Annotated in this window: 20 protein-coding genes; 13 read left to right on the top strand and 7 right to left on the bottom strand. The window is 71.1% G+C overall.

Annotated elements, in window-relative coordinates; all coding sequences use genetic code 11:
- Positions 1–6 precede the first annotated feature (6 nt).
- From H9633_RS08190 to H9633_RS08170, 5 genes are all read left to right on the top strand, one after another.
- Entirely contained in the window at positions 7–762 is a 756-nt protein-coding gene (locus H9633_RS08190) for an EI24 domain-containing protein (RefSeq protein WP_191712753.1), read from the top strand.
- A complete protein-coding gene (locus H9633_RS08185) occupies positions 755–1,528 on the top strand; it encodes an Fpg/Nei family DNA glycosylase (RefSeq protein WP_191712752.1) in 774 nt (257 codons plus the stop codon). Before H9633_RS08190 ends, H9633_RS08185 begins: the two co-directional genes overlap by 8 nt.
- A gap of 79 nt (positions 1,529–1,607) precedes the next feature.
- The gene (locus H9633_RS08180) at positions 1,608–2,015 is read left to right on the top strand and encodes a transferase (protein ID WP_071641573.1); all 408 of its coding nucleotides are present in this window, start codon (positions 1,608–1,610) and stop codon (positions 2,013–2,015) included.
- A 129-nt stretch (positions 2,016–2,144) separates the two neighbouring features.
- Positions 2,145–2,870: a LysR substrate-binding domain-containing protein gene (locus tag H9633_RS08175; protein ID WP_191712751.1), complete on the top strand. Its 726-nt coding sequence runs from the start codon at positions 2,145–2,147 to the stop codon at positions 2,868–2,870.
- Between the two features lie 42 nt (positions 2,871–2,912).
- Complete coding sequence (locus H9633_RS08170; protein ID WP_191712750.1) at positions 2,913–3,626, top strand: glutamine amidotransferase-related protein; 714 nt, start codon at positions 2,913–2,915, stop codon at positions 3,624–3,626.
- Between the two features lie 60 nt (positions 3,627–3,686).
- Here H9633_RS08170 and H9633_RS08165 read toward each other — a convergent pair whose 3' ends face one another.
- A complete protein-coding gene (locus H9633_RS08165) occupies positions 3,687–4,148 on the bottom strand; it encodes a glutaminase (protein ID WP_191712749.1) in 462 nt (153 codons plus the stop codon).
- A gap of 75 nt (positions 4,149–4,223) precedes the next feature.
- Here H9633_RS08165 and purU point away from each other — a divergent pair, with 75 nt between their 5' ends.
- Positions 4,224–5,075: a formyltetrahydrofolate deformylase gene (gene purU, locus H9633_RS08160; RefSeq protein ID WP_071641581.1), complete on the top strand. Its 852-nt coding sequence runs from the start codon at positions 4,224–4,226 to the stop codon at positions 5,073–5,075.
- Positions 5,076–5,094: 19 nt separating this feature from the next.
- On the opposite strand, the gene H9633_RS08155 is transcribed toward purU, so the two are convergent.
- Genes H9633_RS08155 through H9633_RS08145 form a run of 3 tightly spaced genes read right to left on the bottom strand, consistent with a single transcriptional unit; the run spans position 5,095 to position 7,378 of the window.
- On the bottom strand, positions 5,095–6,135 hold the full coding sequence (locus tag H9633_RS08155) for an NAD(P)H-dependent flavin oxidoreductase (RefSeq protein WP_191712748.1): 1,041 nt from the start codon (positions 6,133–6,135) through the stop codon (positions 5,095–5,097).
- Between the two features lie 53 nt (positions 6,136–6,188).
- Positions 6,189–6,497 carry a hypothetical protein gene (locus H9633_RS08150; RefSeq protein WP_191712747.1) on the bottom strand — a complete coding sequence of 103 codons (309 nt, stop codon included), beginning with the start codon at positions 6,495–6,497 and terminating at the stop codon, positions 6,189–6,191.
- Positions 6,494–7,378, bottom strand: a complete 885-nt coding sequence (locus H9633_RS08145; protein WP_071641587.1) for an SDR family oxidoreductase — start codon at positions 7,376–7,378, stop codon at positions 6,494–6,496. The genes H9633_RS08150 and H9633_RS08145 overlap by 4 nt, the downstream gene beginning before the upstream one ends.
- A 205-nt stretch (positions 7,379–7,583) precedes the next feature.
- On the opposite strand from H9633_RS08145, the gene H9633_RS08140 reads away from it, so the two are divergent.
- Positions 7,584–7,832, top strand: coding sequence for a hypothetical protein (locus H9633_RS08140; RefSeq protein WP_191712746.1), 249 nt, complete (start codon positions 7,584–7,586; stop codon positions 7,830–7,832).
- 19 nt (positions 7,833–7,851) lie between these two features.
- On the opposite strand, the gene H9633_RS08135 is transcribed toward H9633_RS08140, so the two are convergent.
- On the bottom strand, positions 7,852–8,175 hold the full coding sequence (locus tag H9633_RS08135) for a DUF7882 family protein (protein WP_099195304.1): 324 nt from the start codon (positions 8,173–8,175) through the stop codon (positions 7,852–7,854).
- Between the two features lie 69 nt (positions 8,176–8,244).
- Between H9633_RS08135 and H9633_RS08130 the strand changes: the two genes are divergently transcribed.
- The 6 genes from H9633_RS08130 to H9633_RS08105 all read left to right on the top strand — a co-directional run bounded on the left by H9633_RS08130 (position 8,245) and on the right by H9633_RS08105 (position 12,261).
- On the top strand, positions 8,245–8,550 hold the full coding sequence (locus H9633_RS08130) for a DUF7882 family protein (RefSeq protein ID WP_191712745.1): 306 nt from the start codon (positions 8,245–8,247) through the stop codon (positions 8,548–8,550).
- 163 nt (positions 8,551–8,713) lie between these two features.
- Positions 8,714–9,106 carry a CBS domain-containing protein gene (locus tag H9633_RS08125; RefSeq protein ID WP_318247236.1) on the top strand — a complete coding sequence of 131 codons (393 nt, stop codon included), beginning with the start codon at positions 8,714–8,716 and terminating at the stop codon, positions 9,104–9,106.
- A gap of 54 nt (positions 9,107–9,160) precedes the next feature.
- The gene (locus H9633_RS08120; RefSeq protein WP_225211065.1) at positions 9,161–9,718 is read left to right on the top strand and encodes an FHA domain-containing protein; all 558 of its coding nucleotides are present in this window, start codon (positions 9,161–9,163) and stop codon (positions 9,716–9,718) included.
- A 100-nt stretch (positions 9,719–9,818) separates the two neighbouring features.
- Positions 9,819–10,103, top strand: coding sequence for a DUF6412 domain-containing protein (locus tag H9633_RS08115; RefSeq protein ID WP_071641610.1), 285 nt, complete (start codon positions 9,819–9,821; stop codon positions 10,101–10,103).
- 71 nt (positions 10,104–10,174) lie between these two features.
- Positions 10,175–10,915, top strand: a complete 741-nt coding sequence (locus H9633_RS08110; protein ID WP_191712743.1) for a YidC/Oxa1 family membrane protein insertase — start codon at positions 10,175–10,177, stop codon at positions 10,913–10,915.
- A 41-nt stretch (positions 10,916–10,956) separates the two neighbouring features.
- A complete protein-coding gene (locus tag H9633_RS08105; protein ID WP_191712742.1) occupies positions 10,957–12,261 on the top strand; it encodes a M18 family aminopeptidase in 1,305 nt (434 codons plus the stop codon).
- Positions 12,262–12,311: 50 nt separating this feature from the next.
- Here H9633_RS08105 and H9633_RS08100 read toward each other — a convergent pair whose 3' ends face one another.
- A complete protein-coding gene (locus H9633_RS08100) occupies positions 12,312–12,719 on the bottom strand; it encodes an arsenate reductase ArsC (protein WP_191712741.1) in 408 nt (135 codons plus the stop codon).
- A 36-nt stretch (positions 12,720–12,755) separates the two neighbouring features.
- Positions 12,756–14,054: an NAD(P)-binding domain-containing protein gene (locus H9633_RS08095; RefSeq protein ID WP_191712740.1), complete on the bottom strand. Its 1,299-nt coding sequence runs from the start codon at positions 14,052–14,054 to the stop codon at positions 12,756–12,758.
- Positions 14,055–14,123 lie beyond the last annotated feature (69 nt).

The raw sequence follows: 14,123 nt of genomic DNA, 5'->3' as shown, positions 1-14,123 counted from the left end.
TCACTCATGGTCAGCGAGTTCTTCACCGGCATCCGCTGCCTCGGACGCGGCTTCGCGTACTGGCGGCGACGCCCGGGCCTGATGGCGCTCGGCCTCGTGCCCGGCCTGATCGCCCTCGCGCTGCTGGCCGCGGCGATCATCCCGCTGCTGCTGAATCTCGGTGGCCTCACCGCCTGGGCGACGCCGTTCGCCGATGGGTGGGAGCCGTTCTGGCGGGATGCCGTGCGTGCCGTCGTCGGGGTGGTCGCGACGATCGCCGTGCTGGCGCTGGCGAGCGTGACGTTCACCGCCCTTACGCTGCTGATCGGCGACCCCTTCTACCAGCGGATCTGGCGTGCGATCGAGACCGATCTCGGCGGCGAGGTGCCCGAGGGGGACGGCGGATTCCTCGTGGCACTCGGCGAGAGCATCCGCCTGATCGCCCTCGGCGCCCTCGTCGCCCTGCTCGCCCTCGCGCTGGGCTTCGTCCCCCTCGTCGGCGCCCCGCTCGCCGCGGTCGCCGGCGTGCTGCTCACCGGCCGTCTGCTCGCTCGCGAGCTCACCGGCCGCGCGCTGAACGCCCGCGACATCCCGACCGTCGACCGCTCGCGGCTCTTCGCGGGGCGTCGCGCGCGCCTGCTCGGGTTCGGCGCGGCCGTGCAGCTGTGCTTCATGGTGCCGCTCGGTGCGGTGTTCGTCATGCCGCCCGCGGTCGCCGGCGCCACCGTGCTGGCGCGCGACCTGCTGTCCGACCGCTCTACGACGGCGGCGGGCCATGCCTGAGGGCGACACCATCTACCGCGCCGCGAAGCGCCTCGACGCCGCGCTGCGCGACCAGGAGGTCACGCGCTTCGATCTGCGCGTGCCGCGTCTGGCGACCGCCGACCTCACCGGGCAGATCGTGCACGAGGTCGTCCCCCGTGGCAAGCACCTGCTGATGCGCATCGGCGAGTTCACCCTGCATTCCCATCTGCGCATGGACGGCGCCTGGTTCACCTACCGCCCGGGTGAGAGGTGGCGTCACCCCGCCTTCAAGGTGCGGGCGATCGTCGGCACCGCCGAGCACGACGCGGTCGGCGTCGACATCGCCGAGGTGAAGCTCGTGCCCACCCGCGACGAGGGCGCACTGGTCGACCACCTCGGGCCCGATCCGCTCTCCGATGCCTGGGATCGCGACGAGGCGATCCGACGGCTCGGCACCGATACCCGACCGATCCACGTCGCCCTGCTCGACCAGCGCAACGTCGCAGGGTTCGGCAACGAGTACGCCGCCGAACTGCTGTTCCTCCGCGGTGTCCGCCCCGAGACGCCGACCGCGGATGTCGATGTTCCCGCCCTGCTGGACCTCGGAGTGCGCACGATCCGGGCGAACCGCGACCGGATGGATCGCACCTTCACCGGTGACGCGAGACGCGGGTTCACCGACTGGGTCTACGGCCGGGCGGGGCGCGCGTGCCGGCGCTGCGGCACGCCCATCCGCAGGGGCGAACTGGGCGCGGATCCGACCCGCGAGCGCATCACATTCTGGTGTCCGAACTGCCAACGGTGAACTAATCCCAAACGGGGAATGAATCAAGCCCCCTCCCTGTTGTAGATATCTCCGGAAGACTCCGGACACGGGAGGAAACGTGGGTAAGAACTACATCGATATCGAGGACGACCAGGGCGCCACGCTGCGGTACCGCAAGCATGTCAACGGCCGCGGACTCGTCGCGCACGGCGCGAAGGTGCATCCGAAGGCTCTCATCGAAGCCGGCGCCTATGTCGAACCCGGCGCCCGAGTGGGGGCCGGAGCGCGTGTCGCGCGCGGCGCCTGGGTGGAGCCGGATGCCGTGATCGGCGAGAACGCGCGGATCGACGCACACGCACACATCGGCGCCGGAGCGGCGGTCGGCGACGGCGCGTGGATCGGCGTGCGCACCGAGATCGGCGCGGGAGCGCAGGTCGCGCGGGGCACGCGCATCGGGCACGACGAGAACGTGGCTCCCGGCCTCACGATCATCACCGACCGGAAGGGGCTCTGGCTCGCAGCCTGACCCCCTCCGCCTGAGCCCGCCGGTCGGCACCGACCGGCGGGCTCTTCTGCGCTCGCAGCAGCCACCGTCACGATCGGGAAGTGGCGGGGTCCTGGAGGAGAACGGCCTGGCGGCGGGTACGCTGAACCGGTGAAGAACGACCGGCGCCGCGCTCCGAAGGGCGGGCGGCCGCGCCCCGCGAAGCCGCAGAAGCCGCAGAAGCCGGCACAGAAGCGCACCCCTCGCCCTGCGGCGCAGCCCGCGCCCACGCCGCCTGTCGACGAGACGCCGCGCAGCTTCCGCCTCGGCATCATCCCCGGCGCCACGCCCGGCAAGTGGGTGGGTTCCTGGAAGCAGCGGATGCCGCACGTCGACATCGAGCTCGTCCCGATCGCCGTCGCCGTCCAGCGTGCAGCCCTCGACGACCTCGACGCGGCCCTCGTGCGTCTGCCGCTCGATGACCGTGACGAGCTGCACGTGATCCCGCTCTACGACGAGGTCCCGGTGGTCCTGGCATCCATCGATTCCTTCCTGATGGCGACCGACCGGATCGAGGCCGACGACCTCGCCGGGCAGGTGCTGATCACCCCCGCCGACGACGTGCTCGGTCCGCTCGACCTGCCCACCCGGGCACCGGATTTCCCGACGATCGAGACCACCGAAGACGCCGTCGCGACCGTCGCGACCGGCGTCGGTATCCTGATCGTGCCGATGTCGCTCGCCCGGCTGCACTACCGCAAGGACGTCGACTACCGCCCGCTCGTCGGCGGGCGCACCTCGACCGTCGCCCTCGCCTGGAAGCGGGAGGCGACGACGCCGGACGTCGAGACGTTCGTCGGAGTGGTGCGGGGACGCACCGCGAACTCGTCGCGCTGACCCCGGCGGGGTCGCGGGGCTCGGGGCCAATAGAATCGGCGCATGTCCTCGGTGCTGTACGTGTGCGTTCGACCCGAGCGGATGGCGGCCGATGCCGAGCACCGTTCGTTTCGCCGTGGGCTGGACCTGACGACACTCGACCGCGTCGATCTGCTGCACGCGTCGCTCGAGACGGTGGAGTGGCAGCAATACGACGGCTTCGTCGTCGGCGGGTCGCCGTTCAACGTGACGGATGCCGAGAAGGGCGAGCACCAGCGGGCGGTCGAGCACGACCTCGAGCGCATCGCCCGCCGAGCGCTCGACGGCCACGCGACCGCCCTGTTCACCTGCTACGGCATCGGGGTGGTGACGAGGATGCTCGGCGGTGGCGTGCACACCGATCAGCCCGAGCCTGCCAGCGCGACCACCGTGCAGCTGACCGACGCCGGCGTCGCGGATCCCGTGCTCGGCCCCGGCCCTGCACTGTCGGTGTTCACCGCGCACAAGGAGTCGGCGCGCGAGACACCTCCCGGCGCGGTGCTGCTCGCCACGAACGACGCCTGCACGGTGCAGGCCTATCGCGTCGGAGAGCGGCTGTACGCCACGCAGTTCCATCCCGAGGCGTCGCCGCAGGACTTCGCCGATCGCATGGCGGTGTACCGGGCATCCGGCTACTTCGACCCGCGCGACTACGAGCGCACCGAGCGTGCGATCCTCGACGCCTCCGTCGACGGCCACGACCTGCTCGCCCGATTCTCGCGACTGGTCGGCGACTGACCGCGCCACCCGCGGGCACGGTCAGACGGTCGAGAGATCGCTCGGGCGCCGAGGATGCGCTCAGCCGCCGAGCGCCAGAACGATCCGCTCGTCGAGATAGCCCTGCAGGGGCACGAGCGCGCCGCCCGGCGACCAGCGCACCCTCGGCACCTGATCGACCATGGCCAGCGGGCCGGACGCCCCGCCGGCGTCCACCGCCGCGACATCGAGCACGTGCCAGCCGACGTGCACGACCTCGCCCTCGGCGAAGCCTCCCCGGCGCGCCTGCGCCCGCCGCTCGGCTCTGGCACGGGCCGATTCGGCCGGGTACCCGCGGCGCACCGGCTCGGCAGCGCGCAGGATCTCGGCGGTGGACAGCACCTCGTCGTCGGTGAGCAGCAGCACGCCCAGATGCCACGCGGCACCCGCCCGCACGATCCGATCCGCGCGCCACCGGGAGGTGCGCTCGCGGCCGAGCGACTCGCGCGGGGCGCCGACGAGACGAGCCCTCGCATCCCGCAGCAGATCCTCGGTGGCGCCCATGCGTCAAGGGTAACGATTGGGCGCGCCCCGCAGGATGCGGGCAGAATCGACACACACCCCAGTTCAGGAGCATCCATGCCGCACACCGACACCGCACGCCTTCTCATCGCCTGCGACGACCAGCCGGGCATCGTCGCGGCCGTCGCCGGAGTTCTGGCGGCGCACGGGGCGAACATCATCTCCCTCGACCAGCACTCCACCGACGAGGAGGGCGGGCGGTTCTTCCAGCGCACGGTGATCCACCTGGAAGGCCTCACCGCGCGTCGTCCGGAGCTCGAGGCCTCGATCACCGAGGTCGCCGAGCGCTTCGGGATGGACTGGTCGCTGCACGACACCTCGAAGCGCAAGCGCGTGGCGATCTTCGTGTCGAAGTACGACCACTGCCTGATGGAGCTGCTGTGGCGGACGCAGCGTGGCGAGCTCGACATCGATGTGACCATGGTGATCTCGAACCATCCCGACCTGGCCGAGTCGGTGCGCTCGTTCGGGGTGCCGTTCATGCACATCCCCGCCGGCGACAAGGCCGCGATGGAGGCCCGTCAGCTCGAGCTGCTGCAGGGCAATGTCGACCTGGTCGTGCTGGCCAGGTACATGCAGATCCTCACCGACGACTTCATCGAGCGCCTCGGCGCCCCGGTGATCAACATCCACCACTCGTTCCTGCCGGCGTTCATCGGCGCGAACCCGTATGCGCGCGCCAAGGAACGCGGCGTGAAGCTCATCGGGGCCACCGCGCACTACGCGACCGCCGACCTCGACGAGGGCCCGATCATCGAGCAGGACGTCACGCGTGTCACGCACGCCGAGTCGGCGGCGGAGCTGCAGCGGCGCGGCGCCGACGTGGAGCGCTACGTGCTCGCGCGTGCCGTGAAATGGCACGCCGAGGACCGCGTGATCGTGCACGGTCGATCCACCGTCATCCTCTGAGGATCCACCGCGCGGTGGGTCAGGCGGGCAGACCCGCCACCAGCTCGGCGAACACCTCGGCGGCTGTGCGGCCGCGGGCCAGCGGAGCGGACTGGCCGAGCCACAGCGACTGCAGCTCGCCCATGCCGCGCTGAGCGGCCACGGCCCGGAAGCGGCCGGTCAGCCAGTTCTGCGCCGGGAACGGGGCGATGGTCGCGGATGCCTCGATCTGCCGCACAGCGCGATTGGCGGCTCCGCGTGACAGCCGTCCGCTCATCGCCCGGGTGAGCACGCTCTCGTCGGCGGCGGTGGAACGGATCGCCGCGCGGTGCGCGTCGTTGGCCGCCGACTCCGCGGTCACGAGGAAGGACGTGCCGACCTGCACGCCTGACGCTCCGAGCGCGAACGCGGCCGCGGCGCCGCGCCGGTCGGCGATGCCACCGGCGGCGATGACGGGCACGCGCACGGCATCCGCCACCTGCGGCACCAGCGAGACCAGCCCGACCAGCGACTCCTCAGCCGGTCGCAGGAACGACACCCGGTGCCCGGCGGCCTCGGCGCCCGTAGCGACGATGGCGTCGACACCCACCTGCTCGAGCGCGCGCGCCTCGGCGACCGTCGTCGCGGTGCCGATGACCCGGATGCCGCGGCCGCGGGCCTCGTCGACGAGCGCGTCCGAGGGCACGCCGAAGACCACGCTCAGCGCGGCGGGGGCGGCCTGCCAGATGGCGTCGAGCTGCTCGTCGAGGCTGGGCAGGTACCGCTCGGGGCGGGCCGGCACGTCGATGCCGACCTCATCGAAGAAGTCCGTGAGAGCGGCGGCGTGCCGTTCGTGCTCGTCGCCCGGTGCCACCTCGTCGCCCGTCGGCAGCCAGATGTTCAGGGCGAACGGCGCCGCGGTGGCGGCGCGCAGCGCGGCAGCGGTCTGTCGGATGCGATCGCCGTCGTATCCGTACAGACCGTACGAGCCGAGGCCACCGGCGCTGCTCACGGCTGCGGTGAGCTCGACCGACGAGAGGCCGCCGAACGGTGCGAGGACGACCGGATGCCGGATGCCCAGCAGGGCGCGCAGATCACTCATGACTCGAGGCTACGCGTCCCCCGCCGGTGTGTGTCGGTGGCCGTCCGGGCGGTTCAGAGCGGAGGGCGCCCGGGGATCGGCGACGGCTTCTGCGACCGGTTCGACGCGTTCGCGACGGCGAGGTCCAGCGCCTCGAACAGCTGCTTGAAGCCCCGGAACCGCGTCGTCCGCGGGCACGGGGTGCGCAGCCACAGCACGTCGAGCACGCCGGTCGGCGAGCGGTCGACGTAGGCGATCAGGCAGTCGGCGTCTGCATGACGTCGCGCCGGGTCGCAGATGCGCCAGCTGTCACGACCCAGCGGCGTGAGCTCCCAGTCCCCGTGCGGGGTGGCTGGTATCGGGTCGTCGAGCATGACGGTCATAGCGCCTTACCTCCTGTCACCGCGAGCACCGTGCCCGAGGTGTACGAAGACTCGGCTGTAGCGAGATACACGTACGCTCCGGCGAGCTCGGCCGGCTGACCGGCCCTGCCCAGCGGGGTGTCGCTGCCGAACTGCTCGACCTTCGTGTCATCCCAGCCCGTGGCCGGGATGAGCGGGGTCCAGATGGGCCCCGGTGCGACGGCGTTCACGCGGATTCCGCGCTCCCCCGCCTCTGCTGCGAGCGCCTTGACGAACGCCACCTGGGCCGCTTTCGTCATGGCGTAGTCGATGAGGCCGGGCGACGGGTTGTAGGCCTGGATCGAGGAGGTCACGATGATGCTCGCGCCGGCTTCCAGGTGCGGGTACGCCGCCCGCGCCGTGAACAGGGTGCCGAGGATGTTGGTGTCGAACACGCGGCGCATCTCGTCGGTCTTCAGCGATTCGAAGCCGTCGACGTCGTGCTGGTAGGCGGCGTTGAGCACCACGATGTCCAGACCGCCCAGGGTCTCCCTGGCGCGGGCGACGGCCTGCTCTGCGAACTGCTCGTCGCGCAGGTCGCCGGCGATGCTCAGCCCCTGACGCCCTGCGTCGCCCACCTGCGCGATCGTGTCATCGGCGTCCTTCTGCTCCTCCGGCAGGTGCACGATCGCGACATCCGCGCCCTCCCGGGCGAACGCGATGGCGACCGCGCGACCGATGCCTGAGTCTCCGCCCGTGATGAGCGCGCGACGCCCGGTGAGCCGACCGTGACCCCGGTATGACGACTCGCCGTGATCGGGCGTGGGCCTGGTCTCCTCGGTCAGACCCGGCTGGGTCTGCTGCTGAGGGGGGAACTTCTCATCGTGGTGCTGGTGGCGAGGATCTGGGGTGTTGTCGCTCATCGTGCGCCTCTCTGAAGTCGGTGGGGAGTGCCGGCACCTCTGCCAGTCTGCTCACCCTCTCCTCGCGCGAGCGGTCCGGCCAGGGGGTTGACAGCTCGCGCGACCCAGGGCACGCGCGAGGGCGGGCCGACGGCATCCTGTCAAGGGGCGTGCGACGTCCTCCCGGATCGCCCAGGCTGGGCATCCACGACGAAAGGACGGCATGATGAGCACCGATTCCCTGAATCCCGACGACGACTCCACCACTGAGATCCCGACGGCGGATGCCGCGGTCGCGGGGCGGCCGGATCTGCAACCCGACACGCAGGGTGACGAGCCCATCGACGCCGAGCTGGGAGACGACGGACAGGGCGACCTCGCCGAGGGAGACGAGCAGCTTCACTCGGGCGACGCACCCACCGACCTGCGCACCGAGGCGCCCTCAGGCGAGGTGCACGAAGAGACCGGTCGGTGACCGCAGGCCGGCGGCGGGATCAGCCCTCGAGACCGGCGTTCGGGTCGTCCGGCGGCTCGGGCACCATGTGCAGGCCGCTGGGGGTGTTGGCGGTGTAGGCGAGCGCCTCGATCCACGCGCGGTTGATGGCGGGCTGACGGCTGCCGAAGTACTTGAACACCAGCGAGCTGCTGGGCTGCACCCACACCGTGGTGCGTCCGCCGCCGACGCTCGCGTCTTCACGCCAGCTGAACGGGAACGGCTCGCCCCGGCGCAGTTTCGCCGTCATCACGAGCTGCAGATGGGTCAGGGCGCGGTCCTCGATCTCGGTCTTGACCGAGCCCTCATAAACGAACTTTCCCAACGAAGTGCACCTCTCAGACATCCGGAACTGCTCTGGCGTCTGCCGATCGCCTGCAGATAGCTTAGTCAGATGGGCATGCTCTTCTACGGCGCGAGTCCGGATCCCATCGAGATCGAGGATCGCGCGCTCGCCCACCTCAAGGTGGTGATCGCGATGAAGCTGCGACGAAACGAGTCGTTCACGCTGTCCTGGCAGCATCCGCACATCAACCCCACGGGTCGCTCGACGATCTGGCTGAACCCGTCGATCCCGCTGCGGTTCGTGTTCGACGAACCCGAGACGCCACCGCTGAGCACCACGTGGATCACGGCTCTGGCGAACTCGGCCAGCACCACCGGCGGGCTGTGCCTGCTTCCCGAGGACCTCGAGAACTGACAGCCCTGGCTCAGCGTGTCGATACCGGACCGGTTGGCGCGCGGCGACCGCCTGTCAACCCCATTAGCGCCGGCGGCGCGGATGTCTAGCGTCGAGGCAAGTGATCGAGACGGATGAACACCGAGACGGGAGCAGGCCGAGCATGAACCGGACACGAGACATCATGACACCGAACGCTCAGTGCATCGGAGTGAACGACTCCCTCTCGATCGCCGCGGAGAAGATGCGCGAACTCGACGTCGGCGCGCTTCCGATCTGCGGTGAGGACGGCCGCCTGAAGGGGATACTGACCGACCGCGACATCGTCGTGAAGGCGATCGCGACCGGCCTCGACCCGGAGACGACGAACGCGGGCCGTCTCGCCGACGGAGTGCCCGTGATGGCGACTGCCGACGAAGACATCGAGCGGGTGCTCGCGCTGATGCGGGAACACCGGATCCGCCGGGTGCCGGTGCTGGAGGGTCACCGACTCGTCGGCATCATCAGCCAGGCCGACATCGCCCGGCACCTCGCACCGTCGACCACCGGTGAGACGGTGGGAGTCATCTCCCGCTGACGCCGAGCGGGCAGCCACCCGCCGACCCACGACCACCCCACAGAGGAGGATCCCATGACCGACCAGACCACCGGCAGGACGCCCGCCCACAGCGCACCCGATGTCGAGGATCAGATCGATCAGCTCGCGCACTCGGACGACGAGCAGCCCACCACCACCCACGCCGAACGAGGCGCGGGCCACCCGCACCTGCGCATCACGAGCCCGGAGGGCGATCGCAGCCGCCTCGAGCTGACCGAGGAGCGAACCACCGTCGGCTCGGGAGCGGAGTGCTCGCTCGTGATCGCCGGCGCAGACCCCGTGCACGCGACGATCGTGCACGATGAGCGCGACGAGTACGTCCTGACACTGCACGGCGAGGGCCTGATGAATGCGAACCCGGCCGAGGGCATCGCCGGGGACCGCAGCGAGATCTTGCGCACCGGCGCGCGATTCACCGTCGCCGACTGGATCCTCGTCTTCGGCCGCGAAGAGTTCGCCGACCACGGTCGTCCGTTCGGCGGTCGCGAGGGCGGTGAGCTCGATGACCAGCCGCCGCAGCCGGCGCGCCCCGACTATGCGGACGGCGACGCCAACGGGCAGCACGGTGACCTGGAGGTCAAGGACGGCTGAAGCCCCCGGAGGGTGCGAAGGGCGAGGGGACGGCGGTCCTCTCGCCCTTCGCATGTCCGCGACCGGATGGAGTGGTAGCGTCGGGCCGGAAGGAGGGGTGATGATCGACGCGATCGGGACGCTGCTGAGAACGCTGCTCGTGGCGCTCGGCGCCGTGCCCCTCCCCCCTGGGCTGACCGCCGGAGGCATGCTCGGCATCGCCGCGATTCTCGTCGCAGCGACCGTGCTCGCGATCGCGCTCGCTCTGCTGACACCGCGGTTCGGCGTCCGTTCGGCGCCGTATCCGCGACGCGCCATCGGTGCGTCTGTGCTGCTCGCGCAGAGCGATCCGGACGCCGACGGTCATCCTCGTCCGCGAGCGCCGGGGGCAGCGCCCGCCGCCTGATCCGTCCTCGCACTCGCTGAGGGGCGGGTCTCGTGGCCTCCGGCCCACCCCCCTCCTGCGAACGGACGCTCATGGACATCTTCGCCATCCCGCCACTGACCCTTCTTCTCGACGCCGCGTACTCCGCTCTCCTCTCCCTCTCCGGGGTTCTCGACCCCGTCGCAAGCTCGGCGTCTGCCGCGCTGGCGGTGATGCTCGTGACCATCGGGGTGCGCGCCGCGCTCATCCCCGTCGGCATCTCCCAGGCCAGAGCCGAGCAGCTGCGCGCTCGACTCGCTCCGCGTCTGCGTGCTCTGCAGCAGCGGCACGGCAAAGACCGCGAGCGATTGCAGCGCGAGACCATGGCCCTGTACCGCGACGAGCAGACGTCACCCCTGGCCGGCTGCCTGCCGCTGATCGTGCAGGCCGCCGTCGTGGGCGTTCTGTACACGCTGTTCCTGCGCCCGGAGATCGCCGGGCACCCGAACGCGCTGCTGGCGCACGACCTGCTCGGAGCTCCCCTGGGCGACTCGCTGATCGCGGCGGTCGGCTCCGGCCTCAACGGGCAGACAGCCGCCGTCTGGGCGGTCGTGCTCGTGGTGATCGTGGTCGTCGCAGACGTCACGCGCCGCGTGTTCCGTCCGCAGGTGCCGGCAGACGGGCCGCTGGCGGCCCCGGGCGTGCTCGGCGTGATGAACACGATGCACTACCTCACTGCGGTCTTCGCGGTGTTCGTGCCGCTCGCCGCAGCCCTCTACCTCGTGGTGACCGTCACCTGGACGCTCGGACAGCGCTGGGCGCTGCGACGGCGCTACCCGCTGCCGGATGCGTGACGGGCGGGCCGCATCGGGACAGGCGGATTAGGCTCGTAGCCATGCCTGCCGTCTCCGCCGCCCACTCGCATGCCGCCGATCTCGCCGACTTCGTCGCCGCCTCGCCGTCGAGCTATCACGCCGCCGAGGAGGTCGCGCGTCGTCTCGAGGAGGCCGGATTCACCCGGCTCGACGAGACCGCGGAGTGGCCCGCACAGGCCGGCGGGCGGTTCGTCGTCGTGCGCGACGGCGCGGCGATCGCGTGGGCCGTTCCCGCCGATGCCGCGGCCACCACCCCGGTGCACGTTCTCGGCGCGCACACCGACTCCCCCGGCTTCAAGCTGAAGCCCAAGCCGACCACCGGGTCGCGCGGCTGGCTGCAGGCGGCCGTCGAGGTCTACGGCGGCCCGCTGCTGAACTCCTGGCTCGATCGGGAGCTGCGCCTCGCCGGGCGCCTCGCACTGGCCGACGGGCAGGTCGTGCTCGCGGCGACCGGACCGCTGCTGCGCCTGCCGCAGCTGGCGATCCATCTCGACCGCGGCGTGAACGACGGCCTGGCGCTCGACAAGCAGACCGGCACGCAGCCCGTGTGGGGACTCGGTGATGCCGAGTCCGCCGACATCCTCGCCGAGCTCGCGGCCTCAGCGGGAGTCGACGCCCTCGACATCCGCGGCTTCGATGCTGTGGTGGCGGATGCCGCTCGCGGCGCCGTCTTCGGCAAGGACGACGCGTTCTTCGCATCCGGTCGCCTCGACGACCTCGCGTCGGTGCACGCCGCGGTGGTCGCGCTGATCGACGCCGCAGGCCCGTCGACGGACGCCGCGCCCCAGGGCGACGCGGTGATCCCGGTGCTCGCCGCCTTCGACCACGAGGAGCTCGGCTCCGAGTCGCGCTCGGGTGCGGCAGGGCCCTTCCTCGAAGACGTGCTCGCGCGCGTGTACGCCTCGCTCGGCGCCGACGTCACCGAGCAGCGCCGCGCGTTCGCCGCGTCGTGGCACCTGTCGAGCGACGTCGGCCACTCCGTGCACCCGAACTACGCGCACCGGCACGATCCTGTCGTGCAGCCGGTGCTCGGCTCGGGCCCCATTCTCAAGATCAACGCGAACCAGCGGTACGCCACCGATGCCGTCGGCGCGGCGGCGTGGGCCCGGTGGTGCGAGAGCGCCGGCGTCGGCTCGCAGGAGTTCGTGTCGAACAACGCCGTCCCGTGCGGGTCGACGATCGGCCCGATCACGGCGACGCGTCTGGGCATCCGGACGGTCGATGTCGGCATCCCGATCCTGTCGATGCACTCCGCACGCGAACTGGCGGGCGTGAGCGATCTGTACGACCTGTCGCGCGTCGCCCGCGCGTTCTTCGCCGGCTGAGCCCGACGCGCGACGACGCGACGAGCGCGGGGCCGAGGCCAGACGGACGCTCAGACCAGTTCTCGCACCAGCGTCTCGATGCGCGAGCGGATCTCGTCGCGGATCGGTCGGACGGCGTCGATGCCCTGCCCGGCGGGATCGTCGAGCTTCCAGTCCTCGTAGCGCTTGCCGGGGAAGAACGGGCAGGCGTCGCCGCAGCCCATCGTGATCACGACGTCGGAGGCCTGCACGGCCTCGGTCGTGAGCACCTTGGGCTGCTCGGCGGTGATGTCGATGCCGACCTCGCCCATCGCCTCGACGGCGATCGGGTTGATCTGCTCGGCTGGCATCGATCCGGCAGAGCGGACCTCGATGCGGTCGCCGGCGATGTCGCGCAGGAAGCCGGCGGCCATCTGGGATCTGCCGGCGTTGTGCACGCACACGAAGAGGACGGACGGCTTGGACGCGGGGCTGGTCATGGGGGCTCCTCAGCGGCGGGTGATGGGAGAGGCTGGTCAGCCTGCGGTGACGGGACGAGAGCCGAGCGGGATGAGCGCGGGAGCGCAGCATCCGCCCTGCGGCGAGTCGAAGGCGCTCGCACCCCCGCAGACACCGGTGTCGGGCAGCACGAGCTCGGTGCGCTGCGCACCTTCGTGATCGCCGGCGAGATGGGCGACGACGCTGCGCACCTGCTCGAAGCCGGTCAGCGCGAGGAAGGTGGGCGCCCGGCCGTAGGACTTCGCACCGACGATGAAGAAGCCGTCCTCCGGATGCCGCAGCTGGCGCGCACCGGTCGCCGACACGGATCCGCAGGAGTGGATGTTCGGGTCGATCTCGGCGGCGATACCGGCGACCGCGTCGAGGGAGGGGTCGACGTCGATGCGCAGCTCGCGCAGGATGCCGAGGTCGGGGCGGAACCCGGTGAGCGCGACGACACGGTCGACCCCGGCGATCTCCCGACCCGCCTCTGAGACGATCACCAGTCCGGCGCCCTCTCGTCGGAACTCCGCGACCCGGAATCCCGTGACGACCTCGACGACGCCGGCCTCGATCACCTTGCGGGCGCGCGATCCGAGCACCGCGCGCTCAGCGAGCTCGTCCCGCTCGCCGCCGCCGAACAGATTCGTCGTGCTCCCGCGGCGCAGCAGCCACGTGATGCGCATGCTCGGGTCTCGGCGGGCGAGCTCGCTGAGCCGCAGCACCGCGTGCGTCGCCGAATGACCGGCCCCGACGACGGCCACATGACGGCCGGCGCACGACGAGACATCGTCCGGGATGCGGTACGAGATCCGTCCGGATGCCGCTGCTTCGCCGACCGCCGGGAATCCGTCGGCCCCCGCGGGGTTGGGCTGGTTCCAGGTGCCGCTCGCGTCGATCACCGCTCGCGCGAGGATACGCCCGTCACGCCCGTGCCGGTCCTGCGTGTGCACGACGAACGGCTGGCTCCTGCGGCCGCCGTCGACCACCTTGTCGCGCCCGCGACGAGCGATCCCGGTGACGGTCGTGCCGTAGCGCACGCGCTCGCCCAGGGCATCCGCGAGGGGTGCGAGGTAGTCGCGCACCCATTCCGCCCCCGTCGGGTACCCGCGATCGGGCGCCGCCCACCCCGATGCCTCGAGCAGGCGCCGAGCGGCGGCATCCATCAGCTCCGGCCACGCCGAGAAGAGCCTGACGTGTCCCCACTCCGCGACGGCGGCACCCGCGGAGCTGCCCCGTTCGACGACCACCGACGCAATCCCGCGCTCGGTGAGGTGAGCGGCCGCAGCCAGCCCCTGCGGGCCCGCGCCGACGACCACGACGGGAAGTCCGGACATCTCATCTCCTCAGATCGAAGAACGTCAATATGAAACGGTGCCGCACCTATCGAAGATTGTCAATACGTG

The sequence above is a fragment of the Microbacterium commune genome (assembly GCF_014836945.1).
GTDB lineage: Bacteria > Actinomycetota > Actinomycetes > Actinomycetales > Microbacteriaceae > Microbacterium > Microbacterium commune.
The sequence above is the reverse complement of the archived record's forward strand: the minus strand, read 5'-3'. Positions and strand labels throughout refer to the sequence as shown.

Coding starts and splice junctions, on each gene's coding strand:
- H9633_RS08190 (WP_191712753.1), top strand. CDS start 7: ATGGTCAGCGAGTTCTTCACCGGCATCCGCTGCCTCGGACGCGGCTTC.
- H9633_RS08185 (WP_191712752.1), top strand. CDS start 755: ATGCCTGAGGGCGACACCATCTACCGCGCCGCGAAGCGCCTCGACGCC.
- H9633_RS08170 (WP_191712750.1), top strand. CDS start 2,913: ATGTCCTCGGTGCTGTACGTGTGCGTTCGACCCGAGCGGATGGCGGCC.
- H9633_RS08165 (WP_191712749.1), bottom strand. CDS start 4,148: ATGGGCGCCACCGAGGATCTGCTGCGGGATGCGAGGGCTCGTCTCGTC.
- purU (WP_071641581.1), top strand. CDS start 4,224: ATGCCGCACACCGACACCGCACGCCTTCTCATCGCCTGCGACGACCAG.
- H9633_RS08155 (WP_191712748.1), bottom strand. CDS start 6,135: ATGAGTGATCTGCGCGCCCTGCTGGGCATCCGGCATCCGGTCGTCCTC.
- H9633_RS08150 (WP_191712747.1), bottom strand. CDS start 6,497: ATGACCGTCATGCTCGACGACCCGATACCAGCCACCCCGCACGGGGAC.
- H9633_RS08145 (WP_071641587.1), bottom strand. CDS start 7,378: ATGAGCGACAACACCCCAGATCCTCGCCACCAGCACCACGATGAGAAG.
- H9633_RS08140 (WP_191712746.1), top strand. CDS start 7,584: ATGAGCACCGATTCCCTGAATCCCGACGACGACTCCACCACTGAGATC.
- H9633_RS08130 (WP_191712745.1), top strand. CDS start 8,245: ATGGGCATGCTCTTCTACGGCGCGAGTCCGGATCCCATCGAGATCGAG.
- H9633_RS08125 (WP_318247236.1), top strand. CDS start 8,714: ATGACACCGAACGCTCAGTGCATCGGAGTGAACGACTCCCTCTCGATC.
- H9633_RS08120 (WP_225211065.1), top strand. CDS start 9,161: ATGACCGACCAGACCACCGGCAGGACGCCCGCCCACAGCGCACCCGAT.
- H9633_RS08115 (WP_071641610.1), top strand. CDS start 9,819: ATGATCGACGCGATCGGGACGCTGCTGAGAACGCTGCTCGTGGCGCTC.
- H9633_RS08110 (WP_191712743.1), top strand. CDS start 10,175: ATGGACATCTTCGCCATCCCGCCACTGACCCTTCTTCTCGACGCCGCG.
- H9633_RS08105 (WP_191712742.1), top strand. CDS start 10,957: ATGCCTGCCGTCTCCGCCGCCCACTCGCATGCCGCCGATCTCGCCGAC.
- H9633_RS08100 (WP_191712741.1), bottom strand. CDS start 12,719: ATGACCAGCCCCGCGTCCAAGCCGTCCGTCCTCTTCGTGTGCGTGCAC.
- H9633_RS08095 (WP_191712740.1), bottom strand. CDS start 14,054: ATGTCCGGACTTCCCGTCGTGGTCGTCGGCGCGGGCCCGCAGGGGCTG.